Origin of the sequence: Microcoleus sp. A2-C3 (assembly GCF_036706065.1) — a bacterium.
GTDB lineage: Bacteria > Cyanobacteriota > Cyanobacteriia > Cyanobacteriales > Microcoleaceae > Microcoleus.
On the sequence record NZ_JAUBVX010000069.1, the window covers coordinates 1 to 20,381 of the forward strand.

At 41.8% G+C, this 20,381-nt stretch carries 18 protein-coding genes; 9 read left to right on the plus strand and 9 right to left on the minus strand.

The features are described 5' to 3' along the window. The 3 genes from QUB66_RS26510 to fmt form a co-directional block, all read left to right on the plus strand. The coding region (locus QUB66_RS26510; protein ID WP_332971292.1) for a formylglycine-generating enzyme family protein at window positions 1-617 on the plus strand (617 nt) is incomplete at its 5' end. Between the two features lie 229 nt (window positions 618-846). After that, complete coding sequence (locus QUB66_RS26515) at window positions 847-1,131, plus strand: DUF2442 domain-containing protein (RefSeq protein ID WP_194070661.1); 285 nt, start codon at window positions 847-849, stop codon at window positions 1,129-1,131. 111 nt (window positions 1,132-1,242) lie between these two features. After that, window positions 1,243-2,253: a methionyl-tRNA formyltransferase gene (gene fmt / locus QUB66_RS26520; RefSeq protein ID WP_332970328.1), complete on the plus strand. Its 1,011-nt coding sequence runs from the start codon at window positions 1,243-1,245 to the stop codon at window positions 2,251-2,253. An 88-nt stretch (window positions 2,254-2,341) separates the two neighbouring features. On the opposite strand, the gene QUB66_RS26525 is transcribed toward fmt, so the two are convergent. The 4 genes from QUB66_RS26525 to QUB66_RS26540 all read right to left on the minus strand — a co-directional run bounded on the left by QUB66_RS26525 (window position 2,342) and on the right by QUB66_RS26540 (window position 6,237). Further along, the gene (locus tag QUB66_RS26525; protein WP_332970327.1) at window positions 2,342-3,583 is read right to left on the minus strand and encodes an exonuclease SbcCD subunit D; all 1,242 of its coding nucleotides are present in this window, start codon (window positions 3,581-3,583) and stop codon (window positions 2,342-2,344) included. Between the two features lie 66 nt (window positions 3,584-3,649). Continuing rightward, on the minus strand, window positions 3,650-4,294 hold the full coding sequence (locus QUB66_RS26530) for an SMI1/KNR4 family protein (RefSeq protein WP_332970326.1): 645 nt from the start codon (window positions 4,292-4,294) through the stop codon (window positions 3,650-3,652). A gap of 3 nt (window positions 4,295-4,297) precedes the next feature. Beyond that, the gene (locus tag QUB66_RS26535; RefSeq protein ID WP_332970325.1) at window positions 4,298-4,873 is read right to left on the minus strand and encodes a Uma2 family endonuclease; all 576 of its coding nucleotides are present in this window, start codon (window positions 4,871-4,873) and stop codon (window positions 4,298-4,300) included. 89 nt (window positions 4,874-4,962) lie between these two features. Further along, window positions 4,963-6,237, minus strand: coding sequence for an ATP-dependent DNA ligase (locus tag QUB66_RS26540; RefSeq protein ID WP_332970324.1), 1,275 nt, complete (start codon window positions 6,235-6,237; stop codon window positions 4,963-4,965). Window positions 6,238-6,676: 439 nt separating this feature from the next. On the opposite strand from QUB66_RS26540, the gene QUB66_RS26545 reads away from it, so the two are divergent. The 4 genes from QUB66_RS26545 (at window position 6,677) to QUB66_RS26560 (ending at window position 15,631) form a co-directional block, all read left to right on the plus strand. Beyond that, window positions 6,677-6,982 carry a glutaredoxin family protein gene (locus QUB66_RS26545; protein WP_332970331.1) on the plus strand — a complete coding sequence of 102 codons (306 nt, stop codon included), beginning with the start codon at window positions 6,677-6,679 and terminating at the stop codon, window positions 6,980-6,982. Between the two features lie 31 nt (window positions 6,983-7,013). Further along, the gene (locus QUB66_RS26550; RefSeq protein ID WP_332970323.1) at window positions 7,014-8,552 is read left to right on the plus strand and encodes a UDP-N-acetylmuramoyl-L-alanyl-D-glutamate--2,6-diaminopimelate ligase; all 1,539 of its coding nucleotides are present in this window, start codon (window positions 7,014-7,016) and stop codon (window positions 8,550-8,552) included. 287 nt (window positions 8,553-8,839) lie between these two features. Continuing rightward, window positions 8,840-9,844, plus strand: a complete 1,005-nt coding sequence (locus tag QUB66_RS26555; protein WP_332970322.1) for a hypothetical protein — start codon at window positions 8,840-8,842, stop codon at window positions 9,842-9,844. A 336-nt stretch (window positions 9,845-10,180) separates the two neighbouring features. After that, a complete protein-coding gene (locus QUB66_RS26560) occupies window positions 10,181-15,631 on the plus strand; it encodes a trifunctional serine/threonine-protein kinase/ATP-binding protein/sensor histidine kinase (RefSeq protein ID WP_332970321.1) in 5,451 nt (1,816 codons plus the stop codon). Window positions 15,632-16,120: 489 nt separating this feature from the next. Here QUB66_RS26560 and QUB66_RS26565 read toward each other — a convergent pair whose 3' ends face one another. Genes QUB66_RS26565 through QUB66_RS26585 form a run of 5 tightly spaced genes read right to left on the minus strand, consistent with a single transcriptional unit; the run spans window position 16,121 to window position 19,116 of the window. Then, on the minus strand, window positions 16,121-16,327 hold the full coding sequence (locus QUB66_RS26565) for a type II toxin-antitoxin system HicB family antitoxin (RefSeq protein WP_332970320.1): 207 nt from the start codon (window positions 16,325-16,327) through the stop codon (window positions 16,121-16,123). Window positions 16,328-16,345: 18 nt separating this feature from the next. Then, window positions 16,346-16,549: a type II toxin-antitoxin system HicB family antitoxin gene (locus QUB66_RS26570; RefSeq protein ID WP_332970319.1), complete on the minus strand. Its 204-nt coding sequence runs from the start codon at window positions 16,547-16,549 to the stop codon at window positions 16,346-16,348. 39 nt (window positions 16,550-16,588) lie between these two features. Beyond that, the gene (locus tag QUB66_RS26575) at window positions 16,589-17,428 is read right to left on the minus strand and encodes a TdeIII family type II restriction endonuclease (protein WP_332970318.1); all 840 of its coding nucleotides are present in this window, start codon (window positions 17,426-17,428) and stop codon (window positions 16,589-16,591) included. A gap of 14 nt (window positions 17,429-17,442) precedes the next feature. Continuing rightward, complete coding sequence (locus tag QUB66_RS26580; protein ID WP_332970317.1) at window positions 17,443-18,813, minus strand: DNA cytosine methyltransferase; 1,371 nt, start codon at window positions 18,811-18,813, stop codon at window positions 17,443-17,445. A gap of 45 nt (window positions 18,814-18,858) precedes the next feature. Further along, a complete protein-coding gene (locus QUB66_RS26585) occupies window positions 18,859-19,116 on the minus strand; it encodes a BrnA antitoxin family protein (RefSeq protein WP_332970316.1) in 258 nt (85 codons plus the stop codon). Between the two features lie 444 nt (window positions 19,117-19,560). Here QUB66_RS26585 and QUB66_RS26590 point away from each other — a divergent pair, with 444 nt between their 5' ends. Both QUB66_RS26590 and QUB66_RS26595 read left to right on the plus strand, forming a co-directional pair. Continuing rightward, entirely contained in the window at window positions 19,561-19,905 is a 345-nt protein-coding gene (locus QUB66_RS26590) for a hypothetical protein (RefSeq protein WP_332970315.1), read from the plus strand. A gap of 8 nt (window positions 19,906-19,913) precedes the next feature. After that, window positions 19,914-20,372 (plus strand): hypothetical protein, encoded by a 459-nt coding sequence (locus QUB66_RS26595; RefSeq protein WP_332970314.1) that lies wholly within the window; start codon window positions 19,914-19,916, stop codon window positions 20,370-20,372. Window positions 20,373-20,381 lie beyond the last annotated feature (9 nt).

Here is a 20,381-nt window from a genome sequence, read left to right on the forward strand (position 1 = left end):
CATCAATTTTACCCTCGCTGATCCACGAATCAACACCAGTTTACTTGACGATAGGGCTTAACCGAGAAGTATTGGCACCCAAGGGACTTTACTGCAAAGAAACGACACCTGTGGGGAGTTTTCCACCCAATGCCTTTGGATTGTACGATATGCACGGCAACGTCTGGGAATGGTGTGCTGATCCTTGGCATGGTAGCTATCAAGGTACGCCGCAAGATGGCAGAGTATGGGACGAAAAAAATAATGATCATCGTTATCCAGAATATGATGTATTAGTCAATATAAAGAATGATAACCGAACCCGGCTAGTGCGCGGTGGTTCGTGGAACGTCAATCCCGGTAGTTGTACTTCGGCGATTCGCGGCCTCAGCTCTGCGCCGGGCAATTCCTACTACGACTACGGTTTTCGCGTAGCGTTGGCTTGGGATCTTCCTGCCTCTTCCTCTTCGGCTTCGGCTCTTCCTGCGTCTCCGTCTTCAGCTTCGGCTCTTTTTGCGTCTTCGTCTGAGATGCATGACGCATTCGTTGGTTTCTCGGTTGGTTGTTTAATTTTTTCTCTCCCCACTCTTTTTATTTTTAATATCTTTTCTTTTCTTTTTCATCTCATTTTCGGTTGATGGCAATACCACAACTAAGGGTGGTTAAAATTGTATAATTTACCCGACTCTCTAATTTAGGGTGTTAGGCAAAAACTATCGTTTGCCGAGTTATTGGTGGGGTGGGGGCGGGTTTATTCAGATTATTGGTGAGTAGCAAATATGTAGGCGAACCCGCCCCTACGAAAAATTGTTTTAAATATTCTGGCGAATGCTAAAATTAGAAGCCATAACACCGTTGGAGTAGAAAATGCTTAAAGATATTATCTCGGTTAAGCCGTTAGAATTCTATCAACTACACCTCAAGTTTGAAGACGATATAGAGGGAGTTGTTGATATCAGTCAACTGATTGAATTCACGGGAATTTTTTCCCCTTTAGAAGACCTGAGTTACTTTGTCCAAGTCAAAATTAATCCAGATTTGGGAACTGTTTACTGGGAAAATGGAGCAGATTTAGACCCAGATGTTCTCTACTCAATTATTACAAATCAGCCAATCGCTACCTATGAAAAAGAATCTGTCAGTCGATTTTAGATTTTAGATTTAGTCCAGAGATGAAAATCTTGCTGTCACAACCACGGCCGCTTAAAATGATACTATGAATTGCTAATCATTCAAAAAACCTATGTACTTAACTAAAAATCTATGAAAATTATTTTTTTTGGCACTCCCGACTTTGCTGTTCCTACTTTGTCCAGTTTGCTGAGTCATCCAGAATTTGAGGTGGTGGGTGTGGTGACTCAGCCAGATAAGCGCCGGGGAAGGGGCAATAAATTGATGCCTTCACCTATTAAAGATGTGGCTTTAAATCACAGTCTCCCAGTTTTCCAGCCGCGCCGAATTAAGAAGGATGCGGAAACTATTGCTATGTTGCGGGAAGCGGAGGCTGATGTTTTTGTGGTGGTGGCTTACGGCCAGATTCTTTCTCAAGAAATTCTGGATATTCCTAGTTTGGCTTGCGTTAATGTTCACGGTTCAATTTTGCCGAAGTATCGCGGGGCGGCACCGATTCAGCGCTGTCTTTTTGAGGGGAAAAAGGAGACTGGTATTACTACTATGCTGATGGATGCTGGGATGGATACTGGGGCGATGTTGTTGAAGGTTTTTGCTGGGATTTCGCTGTTGGATAATGCTGATTCTTTGGGGGATAGGTTGGCGGATGTGGGGGCGGATTTGTTGGTGGAAACTTTGGTTGGATTGAGGGATGGGGAAATTAAATCTGTACCTCAAGATGATGCTGAGGCGACTTATGCGCCGATGATTAAAACGGCAGATTTTGTGCTGGATTGGTCGAAAAGTGCGATCGCCCTTCATAATCAAGTTAGGGGTTTTTTCCCAGATTGTACTACGACTTTTCGCGGTAATTCTCTGAAAGTGTCCGCAACTGTGCCCGTGGGGCCGGAATATTGGCTGCAATTACCGCCGGAGTTGAGAGTTTGGGAACGCGATTGGCCTGTTTTGAATCAGTTGTCGGGCGCAAATGGGGAGGTTGTCAGGGTTGTGAAGGGGTTGGGGGCGATCGTCCAAACTGGCGATGGTTTGTTATTATTGCGAGAGGTACAGTTGGCGGGGAAAAAGGTGCAATCTGGGGTAGATTTTGCGAATGGGACTCGGTTGGCGGCGGGTGAGGTTTTTGGGGGAGTTGAAGTTAAGTAAATTAGTGGTAGGGAGAAACCGGGTTTCTGCGAATCATTTGGGTTGAGTACGAAAAATCTCGGAAGAAACCCGGTTTCTGAGATATTACCTAAAATTCGACCAAAACTTCTTCTTCAATGCCCAACAAATCCCGTGCCGCTTCTAACATACTCTCAGTAATATCTTTCAAGTCTTCGCGACTTGCTAAATAAGTTTTTAAAGCGTCTAAAGGTTCTATACTATTATTAGCATTCAATTCCGGCAACCTCGGCCTCGCTAGCTGGCTGACTAATTCCGGCTGAATTGTGTAGCTGTGGGCTTCGCCTAGAAGTGCGTGCAATTCTGCGTTATCTATTAAGTCTAATTGTTCCGATCGCAATTGGTAGATTAATCTCACCACAGCATCTTGAATTTGCTTCTTCACAATGGCTTTAATCAAGTCAGCTTGCGGGTTTTCCGATTCAGACACGTTTACCTTAATCGTCAGAAACACTCGCACAGGTAACGCGCAAAATTCCCACTCAGCTTTCCCTCGTTCCAAATTAATTAACACAAAACCTTTGTCTTCTTTCTCTTCGCTAAAATCAACTCGTTCGATGCTTCCCGGATAAATTACGGGCGGATTGTTGGATAAATTTAAATTTTGGTGTTTGTGAACGTGGCCGAGTGCTACGTAGTCGAAACAAGGGCGTGTTAGCATGGAAACGGGTATGTTAAAACCTTTACCAACTGCTAAAAAACGTTCCGCGCCCAGGCTTGCTTTATCTGCCATTAAGTGCGCTAATAGTACGGTGGGGATTTCGGGGTTGAGGCGGCGGATTTCGCCTTCCATTGCGATCGTCAGTTTTTCGGTTAATAATTGGTTAACGTCGCCCATAGAAAGGCTTTCAGTCTCCGATCGCGTCATTAAGGTCGATCGCGTCAACCAAGGCAGTGTAACCACCTGTACGGGGCCATTACGGGTCTGTATGAGGTGAGTTTCCAGGCGATCGCCTACAATAAACTTAGGTATTCCCAAAGTCCGGTAAATCCCCAAACTCGCGCCGCCCTGTCCCTGGGAATGTTGGTCGTGATTTCCTACTAGCAAAACCGTCGGAATTTGTGCATCAACCAAGCGACTAAATTGCCGCGCAAAAGCCTCTTTTACAAACGGTGGCGGCGTTGAATCCGGGAAAGCATCGCCCCCGAATATAACTAAATCTACGGGTTCAGAAATTGCCCTGTCCATACATTTACTCAAGGTAGCCGCGAAGTCTTCCAGCCGCGTATTTAAGCCTGTTTCTGGATTGACTCGGCCGTGGGAAAAGCCGCTTCCCATGTGGATGTCTGAAAGGTGTAAGATTTTAATCATTGTTTTTTTTGTGAGTTGTAATTGAGGTTTTTCGTAAGGACTTTAGCCCTCAGTTTACCAAGTGTTTTATGTGTTTTTAGGTTCTAATTCGACGCTGTGTCGATTGGGATTGATGCGTTTATCGATCGCAAAAATTGCCTTTTCTTCCTCCAACCCAATTTCGTGAAACTCTTTAAACAAACATTCTAACTCAATTTTTGCAATAACAGTTTCCAGCCACTTATCAAAGGAATCGCATTCAATGCTTCTCAAAGGTTCGTTTCTGCACTCAAAACTGATAATTTGTCCGGGAGTACCGTCAAAACAACCTTTTGTATCCACAACCCGCAGCCACAAATCATCTACTTTCATAAACGGAATCCATGCTTTGTTCCAATATTCTCCGGGCTGCCATTCTTGAAAATTAACTTGACTCTGGGTGTCCCAAAATTTTTTCTCCTTCACAATAGATGCCAAAGATAAAATACTTCTGCCGTGTTCAAAAGGCAACAGCCACTTATTTTCTGAACTCTCATAAGCCGAACCGTTATACCAGCGATAAAAATCATAAAATGTTTCGGGAAGCCATTGTTGGTAACGTTTTTTAAATAAGTCGATTTCCGTTTCGATTGCACCGGAATTTAGCAAATTTTGCGCGTCGGGACAGTAGCGTTTTAAGCTTTGGGCGAAGGTACGAACCAGAGGATTGCGTGGCTGAAAAAGTTGTTTCATACATCATAATATCATACCGGGGACTTTTTGGTAAATTTGGGCGATCGGACAGCGAAAATCTATACTTTTTAACTCTAACTCATTTCCTTGTCTGTAAATCTGAGAAACCCAATTTCCCTCAGCATTGAGTCGAAAACATTCAATTTGGATTTCCGCTTGATTGATGAGCACGTATTCCTGCAAACTCGATGCAGTTTGATAATCTGCAAATTTATCACCTTTATCAAAACTTGCCGTTGACGGCGACAAAACTTCAATAATTAAAGACGGATACAGGATAAAATCCTCGGTGGAATTGATCTCTCTTTCATCGCAAGTAACTGCTATATCGGGGTAGTAATAGCAATTTGCCTCTTCCAATCGGACTTTTATATCTGATGTGAGAACTAAGCAGGGCGAATTCCGAAGATGCGTCCCTAGCAGCATAATTAAGTTGCTAGAAATAACGATATGGGGCTTTTTTGCACCAGTCATCGCATAAACGTGTCCGCGTCTGTATTCGTGTTTGATCGGACTTACTCGTTCGCCTTCTAGGTATTCTTCTGGTGAAATGTAGAAATTGTTTTTGCTGATAACCATTGATTTGTCCTCGGCTAATTTTGTGTGATAATATTTGTTTAAATTCGTAGATTTTGGTAGGGACACGGCAATGCCGTGTCCCTACCAAATTAACATAATTCCAGAAATCGCGCGTGCCACAGTTTGCCACTTTCCGTCAATCCCTGCGATCGCACTTTGATTTTGACTCCGCGAGGGTTAGCCTCGTAGAGTCGGGCAATTTCCTGCATTTCCGCGCCGCTAAAGCCCGTTCCCACTGTTCCGATCGGCACTAATTTGCCCGCAATTTCTTGCGCGACTTCGATCGCACTAAACGGCCGCCCCGCAACTTTAGTCGGTGTCAACCCGACAATAAATAAGTCGTATTCCTGACAGTATTTAGTCCGCACCATCGGAAACTTCTTAACATCTTTTCCCCCGACATAACAGCAGTTTTGCAAAAGCCAAACTTCGCCTTCTCTATTTTCAGATTCCTGCTGCTGGGCTAATAAAAGTTTTTCGGCTGCGGTGCGATATGTCGGTACAATTTCAAATTCTGAAGATAAACATACCAGCAATTCACCAACTGCAACTCCGGCGGCAATTCGTTCGGATTCTGCTAACCCAGTCAAATCTTTCCCGTGGGAAAACAAACATTTGAAAATGGCATAAACTGCCGTTGGTTGGGTCGTCGGAAAACCACTTTCAATATTAACAGTAGCAGCTTGCGCGCCCGTGCGGTGTTCGCTGCCGGTACAGCTTTTGTAATACAGTTCGCCGTCTAAAACAAAGGTGCCAATTTGAGCGGCTGTGTCTGTTAATGCGCGATCGATCGCAATTGATGGTTGTTGTCGCAGATTAGTCGATCGCGATTGATAGTATACTTTATCTGGGGTTGCAACAACCACAACTCGGTTGCCGTCCCGCTTTGGCTGTCCCCAATAATCTGGATTTTCGATGTAATAAGAACGTTCCACCGGCGCGTCAACCGGCTGCATCGTCACAATCCTTCCCGGCTGCAAGTGCGCCGGTAATTCGGGAACAATCGGATTGTTTGCAGTCTCTATTTTGGCAGCAGCCTTTGATTTTGCCGCAGGAACAACATTGGTGATAGACTTGCTTTTAGTGTTGTTAGTCGGCTTTTCTCCAGTTTCCAACTCAAACGCTTTTTGCCAAAATCCCAGCGCCATTTCCGGGTATCCTTCCGACTCCGCGCACAGTGCAAAACCAATAACTTTTGCCGTACCGATGCTGCGCCCGTAATCAGCCAAATACTGCACCGCCCCCGCTTCACCCATCAGGTGCAATTCCCGCGTGACGATGCGATTGTTCCAACGTTCTCGAATATCGGCGCTAATTTTTTTGGCTGATTTTCGCTTGGCTTCTGCGTATTCGGTGCAGTCCATAATGCCTCCTTTTGGTAGGGCTATTTGTACACTATAATCAAGCTTGATTCATGAGTCAAGTAAATAGATGTCATTGCGAATGAAACGAAGTAAAGTGAAGCAATCGCAGAGATTAGGTGATTTCTCTTAATTATGCAGCACTATTAAGAAATAAACCTAACTATTTGATTTGTGAACTAGATTTAGTTTTTCACCGCAGAGGGCGCAGAGGGCACAGAGGAAGAGAAGCAAGAGATCCATCGGCTGGTATTTACATTGAGATGGCAAATTGCAGTAATCGGTTCGCCGCCAATGCTAAGATAACGTCGATCGTGTGTTGAGGTCAATCATGCCGGGGCTTGCTGCTTGCGAAGTCTGGTTCGCCAACTTCCGTTAGCGAAGCCAACGAAGAGGATCGCACTTTCGAGCATTTAAGATCAAGTCTAATTGTACTGTTATGATGCGATTAATTTTGTACAGCAAACCCGGATGCCACTTGTGCGAAGGGTTGCAAGAAAAACTCGAACTGATTGAAAGCATCAAGTTTCAATTGGAAGTACGAGACATTACCGAACGCGATGACTGGTTTCAAGCTTATCAGTACGAAGTGCCAGTTTTGTTTAAAGTGCAGCCTCAGCCAATAAATTCTGCTGGCGATGCTGCATTCTCCCCAGAAGAACAATTACCTCGTCCTTCTCCCCGCTGCACAGTCCGACAATTGGAGCAAATGTTACAGAAATATTTGCAAACCGATCAGTCAAAATAGATTCAACCCAGTTTTGCCAGGAGTGATCGACATGAATTTGAGAGAATTATTAGCAGCAATTCCCGGCATTTCCTTTGACACCCAACATCCCGCCCTCGATGCGGAAGTCAAGGGTTTATCGACTAATTCCCACGCTTGTGGGGCGGGAGATTTGTTTTTGGGAATGCCGGGAACTCGCGTAGATGGGGGAGATTTTTGGCAAAGTGCGATCGCCAGTGGTGCAATTGCCGCGATAATTTCCACCCAAGCAGCCGAGAAAACACCACCCAACCCCCCCCAACCCCCCCTTGCTAAGGGGGGGCTAGAAGAGCTTCCCTGCGTCATCGCAGCAGCCGATATGTCTCAAGTTTGCGGTCAAATAGCAACCGCATTTTATGGCAATCCAGCTAACAAATTAAAACTTGTCGGCGTTACCGGAACTAACGGCAAAACTACCACAACTCATTTAATCGAATTTTTGCTCAATCAAATGCAGTTGTCAACTGCGATTTTTGGCACGCTTTACACTCGCTGGCCCGGTTTCCAACAAACTGCACTTTACACCACACCTTTTGCGGTTGACCTGCAAAAACAACTAGCAGAAGCTGTAGCCGCCGGATGCAAACATGGCGTGATGGAAGTCAGTTCCCACGCTTTAGCACAGCAGCGGGTTTTGGGCTGTACTTTTGAAGTTGCTGTGTTTACAAACTTGACTCAAGACCATCTCGATTATCACCGGGATATGGAGGATTATTTTGAGGCGAAATCTCTGTTATTCGGTTCCGATTATCTCAAGAATCGCGCGGTGATTAATATTGACGATGCCTACGGACGGCGGATTGTTGAAAACTTAAAATCGGAGAAAATTTGGAGTTACAGCACTACCGATAAAACTGCTGATTTGTATGCTTCAAATTTACAATATCAGCCCGACGGAGTTAAGGGAATGCTGCACACTCCCAAGGGCAAAACTGCTTTTGTTTTGCCTTTAGTCGGTCAGTTCAATTTATCAAATATGTTGGCTGCTGTCGGTGCTGTTTTGGAATTAGGTTTAGATTTGTCCGCAATTGTGGAGAATTTATCTCAGTTTTCGGGAGTACCGGGACGGATGGAACGGGTGCAAATTAGTCCCGACCAAGATATTAGCGTGATTGTCGATTACGCGCATACTCCTGATAGTTTGGAGAACTTATTGAAGGCTTCGCGGCCGTTTATTCCGGGTCAAATGATTTGCGTGTTTGGTTGCGGTGGCGATCGCGATCGCACGAAACGCCCAATTATGGGTAAAATCGTGGCAGAATTGGCAGATTTAGCCGTTGTTACTTCCGACAATCCGCGTACTGAAAATCCCGATCGCATTTTAGAAGACGTTCTAGCAGGTATCCCCGCCACTGTAAAGCCGATGGTTTTGTGCGATCGCGCCGCAGCAATTCGTACTGCTATTATGGATGCTAAACCCGGAGATGGCGTGCTGATTGCAGGAAAGGGACACGAAGATTATCAGATTTTGGGCACCGAAAAAGTCCATTTTGACGATCGAGAACAAGCGCGATATGCCTTGAAAGAAAGAATCAACGAGCTTAGCAGTTAGTTATTAGTTATTGGTTATTGGTTCCCAGGAGCGACCTGGGAACCAGTTAAAAAAGAAATAATAAATAAAAAATCCGTATTTTTACGAGTTGACAAACGGGTTTCTCTAGGCTTATAATAATGAATATAAAATCTTTCCTAAAAAAGCAATCGCTATAATCGAAATCACACAACATCAAATTTTAGCTCGCATTGACCCAGAGAGGTGCATCATTATCGATCGAAAAATTCGTATACATAACGAATAATCGATTATCATCAAAGCATTACGGAGTAAAGACTAAATCCATGACTACTTATCCCTATTTCGTGCAACCAACATCATTCGATTCATTGTCACCTTCGGTAGACTTATCTGTTTCCTTCGCCCAAAAGTATTTGCAACAGATGAAAAGCAGTGACTCTGCACCTGTTGTTAACGATAACTTTCTCGAACGACGGCGTGCCCAAATCGCCAAAAAAATGTTGGAATCGCTGCGTTCTGTAAGTGCAAAATCCTGGACTAGAACCGAAGATTTGCTGTCGCAAGTATTAGTTCAACACGGAATTGATACCGATTTAATCGATCCGTGGCAGATTTCTGGTGGGATTCATCAAGTCTACAAGTTGGCGATCGAAGCCTATGCTCAGCAACTACCGCCCCATAGTATTGTCACCAAAATCAGCCCAGTGCTCGGACAAGTCCGAAAGCAAGTCACAGCAATTGACCCCCGCGTGATTGGCTTTGTAGCCATGCAATATCACTACACAGGAGTGCAGTTGATGGAGTTGCTTCCCGACGGTGAACAGGAAAAGTTTGCTAACTACGTCAAGATTCTCGACGATCATCTGTATATGCCACTGCAACGCGCCTACAGTGCGGCGGGGAAGCATCCAGCGGATTCGGTGGCGCTGCAATCTGTACAGTTGCTGATGCCGGTGATGACCAAGATTTCTGAACGGATAGTCGATCGCGTAAATCAATTATACCCGCGCTATCGCTGTCATTCTGGGCCGCTCAACACTCCAAATATCCGCACATCTAGCATCCGCGATGTCGAGATGTTTCAAGTTTATATGTGGGTTTGTCTGCTCGAAGGGAATCTGCACGCCCTAGAGACAGAATTGTTTCCCCTGTGCGTGATGATTTACCCTAAACTAAATGTGAATTGGGGACTTATCAGCAAAATGACTCACTTACTGCGTAAGGAAATTGGGGCCTGTCTGTCACCCGAGCAAGCGCAGTATTGTGAACCATTCTACGAGATTCTGCGCCGTATGTTTTCAGCGGAAGTTTTTCCTAATACTGATTAATATCGCTTCTGTGAATGTCTCATCAACGGCTAAAATTTCATCTCATACCATTTTTAAAAAGGTGTGATAGAGATACAATACCGCCAGACATTGATAATTCTGTCTTTGAGTTTTTACATAAGTCTTGCATAACTTTAAAAAAATGGTATCATAAGTATCTCTGGCAATCAGGCTGCAAAGCTCTCAAAGCTCTGTCCAGAAATATCTTTTGGGTTCCTGACTTGTTAACAGTCTAGGGTCAGCCAAGCCGATCAAGCCCCTAGATTAATTAAATCAAGGGGTAAATTATAGTTAAAATCATAGTACAAAATACTTTAACAAAAAAGAGCGATCGCTATGATAGAACTAACTGGGTATCAAATTTTCGATAGAATTTACTCAGGCACTCGCACTATAGTCGATCGCGGAACTCGCCTCTGGGACAAAAAACCGGTCATCATCAAAGTCTTGCGGAACGAGTATCCCAGCTTCAATGAACTGTTGCAATTTCGCAATCAGTACACCATTGCCAAAAACCTGATTTTGCCCGGAATCATCCAAACTTACAGCTTAGAGCCATACCAAAACAGCTATGCGCTGATAGTCGAAGACTTCGGGGGAATTTCTCTGACAGAATGGACGGGAAAAGGGAAAACCGTTTCCTCTATGGTGGAGTTTTTCCAAATTGCGATCGATCTCGCCAATACATTAGATATACTTTACCGCCACCGCATCATTCACAAAGACATTAAACCCGCCAATATTTTAATTAATCCCCAAACAAAAGAAGTCAAACTCATTGACTTTAGCATCGCATCTTTGCTGCCGCGAGACACCCAAACTCTGATGAGTCCCAACTTATTGGAAGGCACACTAGGCTATTTGTCTCCCGAACAAACGGGCAGGATGAATCGTGGCGTTGACTACCGCACAGATTTCTACTCTTTGGGCGTGACTTTTTACGAATTGCTAGCAGGAAATTTGCCATTTCAATCTCACGATCCGATGGAATTGGTGCACTCCCATCTTGCCAAACAACCGCCATCACTGTATGAAATTAATCCAGAAATCCCGGCGGTACTCTCGGCAATTGTCAGCAAATTGATGGCGAAGAATGCTGAAGACCGCTATCAGAGCGCATTAGGATTAAAGCACGACCTCGAAAAATGTCGGTCTCAGTGGCAAAAAACAGGAAACATCGTTTTGTTTGAATTGGGAGAACGAGATCTGAGCGATCGCTTTACCATTCCCGAAAAACTTTATGGACGGGAAACAGAAGTAGAAACCTTACTTAATACCTTTGACTGCGTAGCCAATGGTTCATCTGAGTTAATGCTAGTCGCCGGGTTTTCGGGGATTGGAAAAACCGCTGTTGTCAACGAAGTCCACAAACCGATTGTCCGCCAGCACGGCTATTTCATCAAAGGCAAATTCGACCAATTTAACCGCAATATTCCCTTCTCCGCTTTTGTCCAAGCATTTCGAGATTTAATGGGACAATTGCTGAGCGAAAGTGATGCTCAGTTGCAGGTTTGGAAAACGCAGATTCTGCAAGCTGTTGGTGAAAATGGACAAGTTATTATTGAAGTCATTCCCGAATTAGAACGGATTATTAGTCCTCAGCCACCAGCGGTGGAACTGTCGGGAACATCTGCTAAGAATCGCTTCAACTTAGTATTTCAAAAGTTTATCCAAGTTTTTACAACCCAAGAGCATCCTCTGGTAATATTTTTGGACGATTTGCAATGGGCTGATACGGCATCTCTCAAGTTGCTGCAACTTTTGATGGTTGAATCTACAGCAGGCTACTTGTTAGTTATAGGTGCTTATCGGGATAACGAAGTGTTTGCCGCGCACCCGTTGATGCTGACTTTGGAAGCGATCGCCCAAAGCGACTCGATAGTTAATACAATTACGTTACAACCCCTGAGTGATGCCAGCCTGAATCAGTTGGTAGCCAATACGCTGAATTGTTCGAGTGCATTAGCGCAACCACTCACGAATTTGGTATTTCAAAAAACCCAAGGTAATCCCTTTTTTGCCACCCAATTTCTGAAAGCTCTGCATCAAGATGGCCTCATTAACTTTGATGCTCAATTAGGGCATTGGCAATGCGATATCGCCAAAGTGCGAGCGGCCGCATTGACGGATGATGTCGTGGAATTCATGGCGTTGCAGTTACAGAAACTACCAACAGCGACCCAAACTATCCTCCAACTAGCAGCTTGTATTGGCAACTCTTTTGATTTGTCTACTTTGGCGATCGTTTCAGAGCACACAGAAGCCGAGGCTGCCACTCACCTATGGAAAGCCTTGCAAGAAGGGCTGATTCTACCCCAAAATGAAGTTTATAAGTTTTATTTAGGAACAGTTCAGACAACCGATACTACTCATGAATCCGTAGTATATCGATTTTTACACGATCGGATTCAGCAAGCTGCCTATTCCCTGATTCCAGAATCACATAAAAAAGCCACACATTTAAAAATTGGTCAGCTTTTGTTGACAAAAACACCTCAATCAACCCAGAAAGACAATATTTTTGATATTGTCAATCAACTAAATATGGGTGTGGAAATAATAACAGATGCTGAGCAATTCAATCATCTGATCTCACTAAATTTATTAGCAGGAAAAAAAGCCAAAACTGCTACAGCCTATGCCGATGCTGCCAGATATTTGAATATCAGTTGGGCGTTACTAGAATCTGATAGTTGGCAAACTCAGTACGATTTAACCCTGGCTGTTTATCTCGAAACAGCAGAAATAGAATACCTTAATGGTAATTTTGATCGGCTAGAAAGCTTGGCTGAAATGATTTCAGCCAACGCTATAAATTTGATCGACAGTCTCAAAATATATGAGCTGCAAATTCAATCTTGTCAGTCACAAAGTATGATGACAAAAGCGATTGATACAGGTTTAGAAGCATTGGACAAGTTGGGAATTAACATCGATACCAGTATCGGCGATCGCGCAATGCCAGAATTACCACGATTTGAAGATTTAGACAAGATTCCAGAAATGACAGATCCGCAGAAACTCGCCACGTTGCGGATTCTCATGGCACTTTTTCCTTCCATTTATATCGCCAAACCCGATATGACTCGTCCCCTGATCTTAACGATAGTAAATTTTACCATTGAAGGTGGACATTCTGCATTATCAGCTTATGCTTATGTGCTCTATGGCACGATTCTCTGCGTCGAACCTGGAGGCATCGATCAAGGATATTATGCCGGAAAATTAGCGTTGAAGTTGTTAGAACAATTTCAGGAAACCGCACTTAAAGCCAGAGTTTATAATTTATTTAATGCTCTAATTCGATCTTGGAAAGAACCCGCCCAAGCTACACTAGCCCCTTATATAGAAGGATGCCAAAGTGGTTTAGAGACTGGGGATTTGGAGTGGGCTAGTTATAATGCCATGCACTATTGTAAGAATCTTTTTTTAACTGGGGAGAGACTAGAAATAGTCGAGTCTAAACAAGCTCCTTACCTCGAATTACTACTCAAAAACAAGCATGATTTTGCCTTGTGTTACGCGAAAATCTGGGCGCAAGCTACCTTGAACTTACAAGGCAAATCGGCTGACAAGCTGCTATTGATTGGAGAGCATTTTGATGAATTGCACTTCCTGCCACTTTGGCAAAATACGAACAATTATATGTCCTTATTTGCGCTATGTGTTGCCAAAGCAAATATTTTATATTTATTTAAGGAATATGGGAGTGCTTTAGATTTTACTGTGCTGGCTGGCAAATATATGCAAGCTGCGATCGGATCGCTCGCGAGCGGTGTTTATAATTTTTATCACTCATTGATTCTGCTCGCCGTCTACCCTCAAGCTGAACCGAGCCAGCAGCAACAATATATGCTGGCGATCGAACAGAATCAAGCAAACCTCCGAGAATGGTCTGATTGTGCTCCGCATAATTTTCTGCATAAGTATTTGTTGATTAAGGCAGAACAAGCACGAGTATTTGGGAATGTGCTTGAAGCAATAGAGTATTATGACCAAGCAATTCAAGGTGCAAAAGATACGGGATATCTTCAAGAAGAAGCCCTCGCCAACGAACTAGCGGCCGAGTTCTACCTCGGCTGGGGTAAAGAAAAATTTGCAACAGGCTATCTACAAGAAGCCTACTATTGCTATGCCCATTGGGGAGCAAAATCCAAAACAGATGACTTAAAAAAACGCTATCCCCAGCTTTTGACTGCTATCTTGCAGAACCCACAAAATCAATTTATCCTCAACGAAACTCTGATTTCAAACAGCAATCGCTCGTCTATTTCTCATCAAACTATCCCAAGCACTAATTCTAGCAGCAGTAGCATTTCTGAGTGTCTAGATTTTGCCAGTATCCTCAAAGCTTCCCAAGCTTTATCTCGTGAAATTCAACTGGAGCAATTGATTTCCACCTTAGTGAAAATCGTCATGGAAAATGCCGGAGCAGATAAATGCGATTTAATTTTACTAAAGGATGAGAATTTAGTTATAGAAGCCACGGCTGATTTAGGCGATAAAACGACAGATAATAATTTTTGTGTAATGCAAAAAACGCCTGTTAAATCAAGTAAAAATCTCCCTCATTCTCTTATTAATTATGTGTTTCGCACTCAGGAAACTGTAGTCATTGATGATGCTGCTCATAGTTATCTAGCCTCGGATGCTTATATTCTAAAGCACAAGCCCAAAAGTTTATTGTGTACTCCGATCGTCAATAAAGGCAAATTAATTGGAATTCTCTATTTAGAAAATCGCTTAACCCAAGCGGTATTTAATCGCGATCGCCTGCAAGTGATCGAACTGCTGATGGCCCAAGCCGCGATCGCCCTAGAAAACGCCCAACTCTACAGCCAATTAGAGGATTATTCCTACACCCTAGAACAAAAGGTAGAAGAACGCACCCAGGAGTTAGAAGAAAAAGCAACTCAACTCGAAGCCAGCCTCCAAAAACTTTACGCCACTCAATCCCAACTCATTCAAACAGAAAAGATGTCAAGTTTAGGACAGTTGGTTGCCGGAGTTGCTCACGAAATCAACAATCCTGTTAACTTCATTCACGGCAATCTTACCTATGCTCATGGATATATTACATCTTTAATTAAGTTAATTGGGTTATATGAAGAACTTTCTCCTCAACCCCAACCCAAAATTCAAGCTAAAATTGATGAAATCGACCTAGAGTTTATCATTGAAGATTTACCGATGATCCTAGCTTCGATGACGACAGGAACCGAGCGCATTCGCCAAATAGTCGAATCTCTGCGGAACTTCTCTCGCCTTGATGAATCTGAAATTAAACCGATCGACATTCATTCAGGAATTGATAGCACTTTATTAATTTTGCAGCATCGACTGAAAGCTAGCGAAAAACATCAGGAAATCCAAGTAATTAAAGACTATGGCAAAATGCCTTTAATCAACTGTTACGCATCGGCACTTAATCAGGTGTTTATGAATATTCTGAGTAATGGCATAGACGCTTTGCGACAACAGGAGAACGGAGCTAATTTTAAGAAAAATAAGAAAAAACTGACTCTGACGCTTCAGACTGTGGTCGATCGCGATCGCAACGCGGTGATTCGTATTGCAGACAATGGTATAGGGATAGAACCGTCGGCGCTCAATAAGATATTTGAACCGTTTTTTACCACAAAACCTGTGGGTAAGGGTACGGGCTTGGGACTGTCAGTCAGCTATGCGATTATTGTCGAGAAGCATGGAGGTAAGATCGAGGTTAACTCAACGCTTGGAGAGGGAACAGAATTTGCGATCGTCATTCCTATTGACAAAAAAAATTAGTAAATAATTGCTCTGAGCTCATTAAACACTCTTAATTGTAACCGACCTTCCGCAGATATTCAGACAAATTTAATGGTTTTAAATTTGGAGGCATGAAACCATGAAATAAATGGCATTGCTGATTTACGGTAGGAACGGCTAAATATGCCATAAAAACCATTGTCCACAAAGCTTCTGGATTTTTGCCTAGTTCTTTTTCATACCCTGATTAAGCAACGCCAGATTAATACTACTAGCCAGTCAGATCAAGAAGAAATATCAAAGATATCACTAGAGACAATTCTTAAAGAGGCATTACCAGTATTTTTGTCTTTGTTGGTAATATATCTCTTGTATAAATATTTTTCCGCCTATCCTCTAACTGATTTTTTATTCTCTCTCTAAACTCTCTGATTGCCGAGTTCACTAGCTCAACTCCCTGGTCAGCTTAATAATAGGGTTGAAGTTGAGGGTGAGGGTAGTCATAGCAATATTTTATCCTTACTTCAACTACGCAAACATCAATCTACCTTTCGGTTGAGGGACAATTCGCCCTAATTGCTGAGCCGTCTCAATCCACTCCTGCATAATCACCTCTACATTTTGCAATGCTTCTTGATAAGTTTTACCATCAGCCGCACATCCTGGCAATTCAGGAACTTCTGCAATAAAAGCTTGGTCTTCATAGCTCCAGTAAATAATGACTTCGTACTTCATTAGGGAATTTTACCTCACTCAAAAAGGTCGATCGGGTTCCTGTCCCAATTCTTTGTAAAACTCTAGATAATCATTGATCGACTTTTGAAATTCTTGGCGAGCTTGTTCAATAGTTTTCGCCTTAAAAGTCACTACGTCATTAATGTCAAGCACTCGCCCGAAAAGAATTTCCGCTTCTAAATCTACTTCAATGCTAGCACTGTAACCCTTGTAAGTAATCATGGTTAAACCCCTGCCTTTATCAAAAATTATTCCCTCTCCTTAAAATCCGAAAGCTAAAGCATCCATCATATATTTACTTTTCTCACGTCCCACTTCTAAATATATTTCCAATAATTCCTCGTAAGCAGTAGCTCCGCCTACAATATTCCAAAATTCATCTCCAATAACTACAGCTTCATCAAAAGGCAGATAATTTCTGGCTTGAGACCACTTATAAACAGCTTTTGTTACACCATAGGGATTATAAGGCATCGCATAGTAAGCTTGCAATTGCGGACGCTTTGCACCCCGCAGTAAGTGAAACCTCAACAGACGCTGGATAACTTCTAAGCATTGACCTTTATTGGGCTTAGGAGCTTTAATTTCAAATAAGTATTCTGTTCCGTCATTAGCAAAAATACAAAGGTCAGCGCGTACAGTTTTTGTTACTAAATCATCGGATCGTCTAGCATTGAACACTGCTGTTATCATCTGCTCAAAAGATGGTTTAGTTTGTCCTTTTTTATCCATAGATTCATAGTATTCTTTCTGACGTTGGGCTTCTTCAAAAGCTGCAATACTAACTTCCCCTCTTATATCATATCCTCGACGTGCATCCTGATGATGTTCAAGGGCAATTAACTTAGCGCATTCTTCAAGAGAATTTCCTAATCTGGTACTTAAACCTCGCTCAAATTGATTGATCCGTATTAATTCTGTTGGAATTAACGCGGCTTGAAAAGGTTTTAATTCTCCATTACTTGAACTGCGCGACAGGTAATCTATTCCTGTAGTTGATTTGTGGATAATCCGACCTTTATATTCATCTACAATACCCTGAATAAAACCTTCAAGATATCCTTTAATTATTTCTCGTTGTTTTGTGCTAATAGCTGCCATATTTTAAGTCACAATTACAAAATAATTTCGAGTAATGCTTTGGCTAAATGGTAAACCACAGGAATTGATACAGCATTACCCAATTGATGTTTTGCTGTAGTTTCATTTTCATAAATTTTGAACCATTCGGGAAATCCTTGCAATTTTGCGTAATCCTGTGCAGTTAAAGGTTGGAAGTTTTGCTTTTGATAAATTTCCTTGATAAATGTTTCCTTATATGCAACTGGTTCTTGACATTGAATCGAGATTGTTGCCACAAAGTCTCTAGTTCCAGTTGCAGTTAAAGTTGCGATCGCCTCCGCATGAGGTAAGAAAATTTTAGAAATTCCGTTAATCCCGGAAGAAATTTTAGAATTCACAAAATCATAGCCTTTGTCATCTACATTTCGCAAAATTTCCTTGTCAACTAAGTTGTCAATTTCTGTTTGTTTTAACTCAGTAATTAGTGTTGCTAACACTTTAAAATCTAAAGGATTACCGTCTTTTTCTCCATAAATATTTTTTCTCCTATTTTTCATAATCGTTTGACAAATTAATTTTTCCCTGCTAGTTGTTTCTATTAAATCCCAAGAATGGATGGTAGTATGTCCATCTCTAATATCAGTAAATAAGAAAAAGTCATTTAATTCATCTAGCTTTTGAAATCTGCCTCTAGAACCGGGTATTTTGCCATCAAATAAAACGGTTGGTGAAAATTTTTGCTTCCGAAAATTGCTACGCTGAATCCCTGGTATCACATCATAAAGCTTGATCGCGCCCTCGATTGGTTTAGGAAATGTGAATCCCCAGCATCTTTCGATATCATTCCTAATGCCAACTATAAACATTCTATCTCTATCTTGCGGTAATCCAAAATCATAGGAATTTAGTACCTCGTATTTGACAACATAACCAGATGATGTTAAATTATTAATTATATATTTCAAACTTTCTATATTTCTTGGTTCTGTCAAGCCTTTGACATTTTCAAATATAAAAGCTTTGGGACGATTAGCTTTTACTACTCTAAATACGTCTGTCCATAACTTGCCTCTTGGGTCGTCCAAACCTTGCATTTTACCTGCAATAGACCAAGGTTGACAAGGAACACCACCCACTAATACATCTATCGGAAAAGGCAGTTGATTTAGATTGGTAATATCTCCTAAATATACTTCATCTGAGTTGGCATCTTTAATAAAATTATCTCGATAAGTTTGAATCGCTTTTTTATCAATTTCCGAATAGCCTAAACATTTACAGCCTAATTCTTCGAGAGGAATTCTGAAGCCACCGATCCCAGCAAATAAGTCTACAAACGTCAATTGCGATCGGGAAGTTTTAATAGGATTTGGATTAAATAATTCAAATAATTCAAGTTGTTGAGCATACATAGTTGGATTCATTTTATTTTCGTTCTGACTGAACTTAGACATAAGATTATCGCACTTTTATTGACTGTTCTTGATGTGATGTTCAACATAAGAGCGCAGCACAGCATTCATCAGAGATTGATAACCTTTTCCTTGACTTTTGAACCAATCTAAGACATCGCGATCGACTCTTAAAGAAATAGCTTGTTTTGTCAGCGGTTTTACCAGTTTGACTTGTTCCCAAAAACTCGCATCTAACTCAGGAATATCGGACGTATCGATCGCAGATTCTGGAATATTTTCTAATTCTTCAAGTCGTTTGGGCGAGATAGTCATATTCAAACTGCCTGATACTGTATATACATAACGTATCTACTCACAGGATAGCATAAAGGGCGATCACTCTGCGAAAATATTCCCCAAAGCCGGATCAAGGGAGAGGTGGAGGGGCGGTGACAATCGCACTTTGGGAAGAAATAGGCGATCGCTTTCGATTTCACCTTCATCCATAAATATTAAGGGGTCTTTAGCCTGACCGATGGGATACCATAGTTCACTAGCAGGTAGTCTCTATCCACGGCTTCATAATTCCGTAAAATTACTTATTTACAATCAGTTAACTTAGTGATATCATAATGTGGTAAAATAAATTTAGAAAATCAAAAATATAAAAAAAATGCTCCAACAAATTGGTGCTGCTATTCTCTCACTAGCCGTAGCTGCGATCGCTGCTTATATTTTTGGAGTATCTGTGGGACTTTTTGAAGGTCTTTCAGTTTTATGATCAAAAAAATCTCTTGTGTAGGAGTAGCTCTTTTGTGGATTGCTTTATTGTGGTTACTTCCACTTGGTCGAGCCAAAGCTGATCCTAGCCTAGTACGGAAAACAACTGAATCAATAAGAAGTGAAACAAGGTTCCAAGAAATTTTAGGGCCCCTCCCAAGTGAGAAAGTCTATACGGGAGTAGACAAAAAAAGTAATGATAAATATCCTAGGGTAGAAGATTCGGAACCTCATTTGGAATCTTACAGTCCTGATATTATTACACATTTTTATGGCAAAGGTCGGCAGTCAGGTCAAAAAATAGGAAGATCCATAAGACAACAAATAATAGAAAAAAAGTAGTGCATTTTATGATAAGTTTAACTCAAGGTGATGTTAAAAACATATTGTTCTTATTTTTAGCTTCGATAGGATCTGTTTATTTTCTCAAAAACCCCAAAGCTCCCAAGATTAATTTCTCTAACTTTAACAAAGATCCCAATACTTTAGATGATTCAGTGAATCCAGAACAGGATTCTGATCAAGACAACCATAGTTTAGAAATTTTAGAATTAGCAGAAAATGTTTTAGATGATTCAGTGGATAAAAAAGAAAACTCTGACCAAGAAAACAGTAGTTCAGAAATTTTAGAAGTTGCAGAAAAGCAAAAGATTAATACTACTAGCCAGTCAGATCAAGACATATCAAAGATATCACTAGAGACAACTCTTAAAGAGGCATTACCAGTATTTTTGTCTTTGTTGGTAATATATCTCTTGTATAAATATTTTTCCGCCTATCCTCTAACTGATTTTTTATTCTCTCTCTAAACTCTCTGA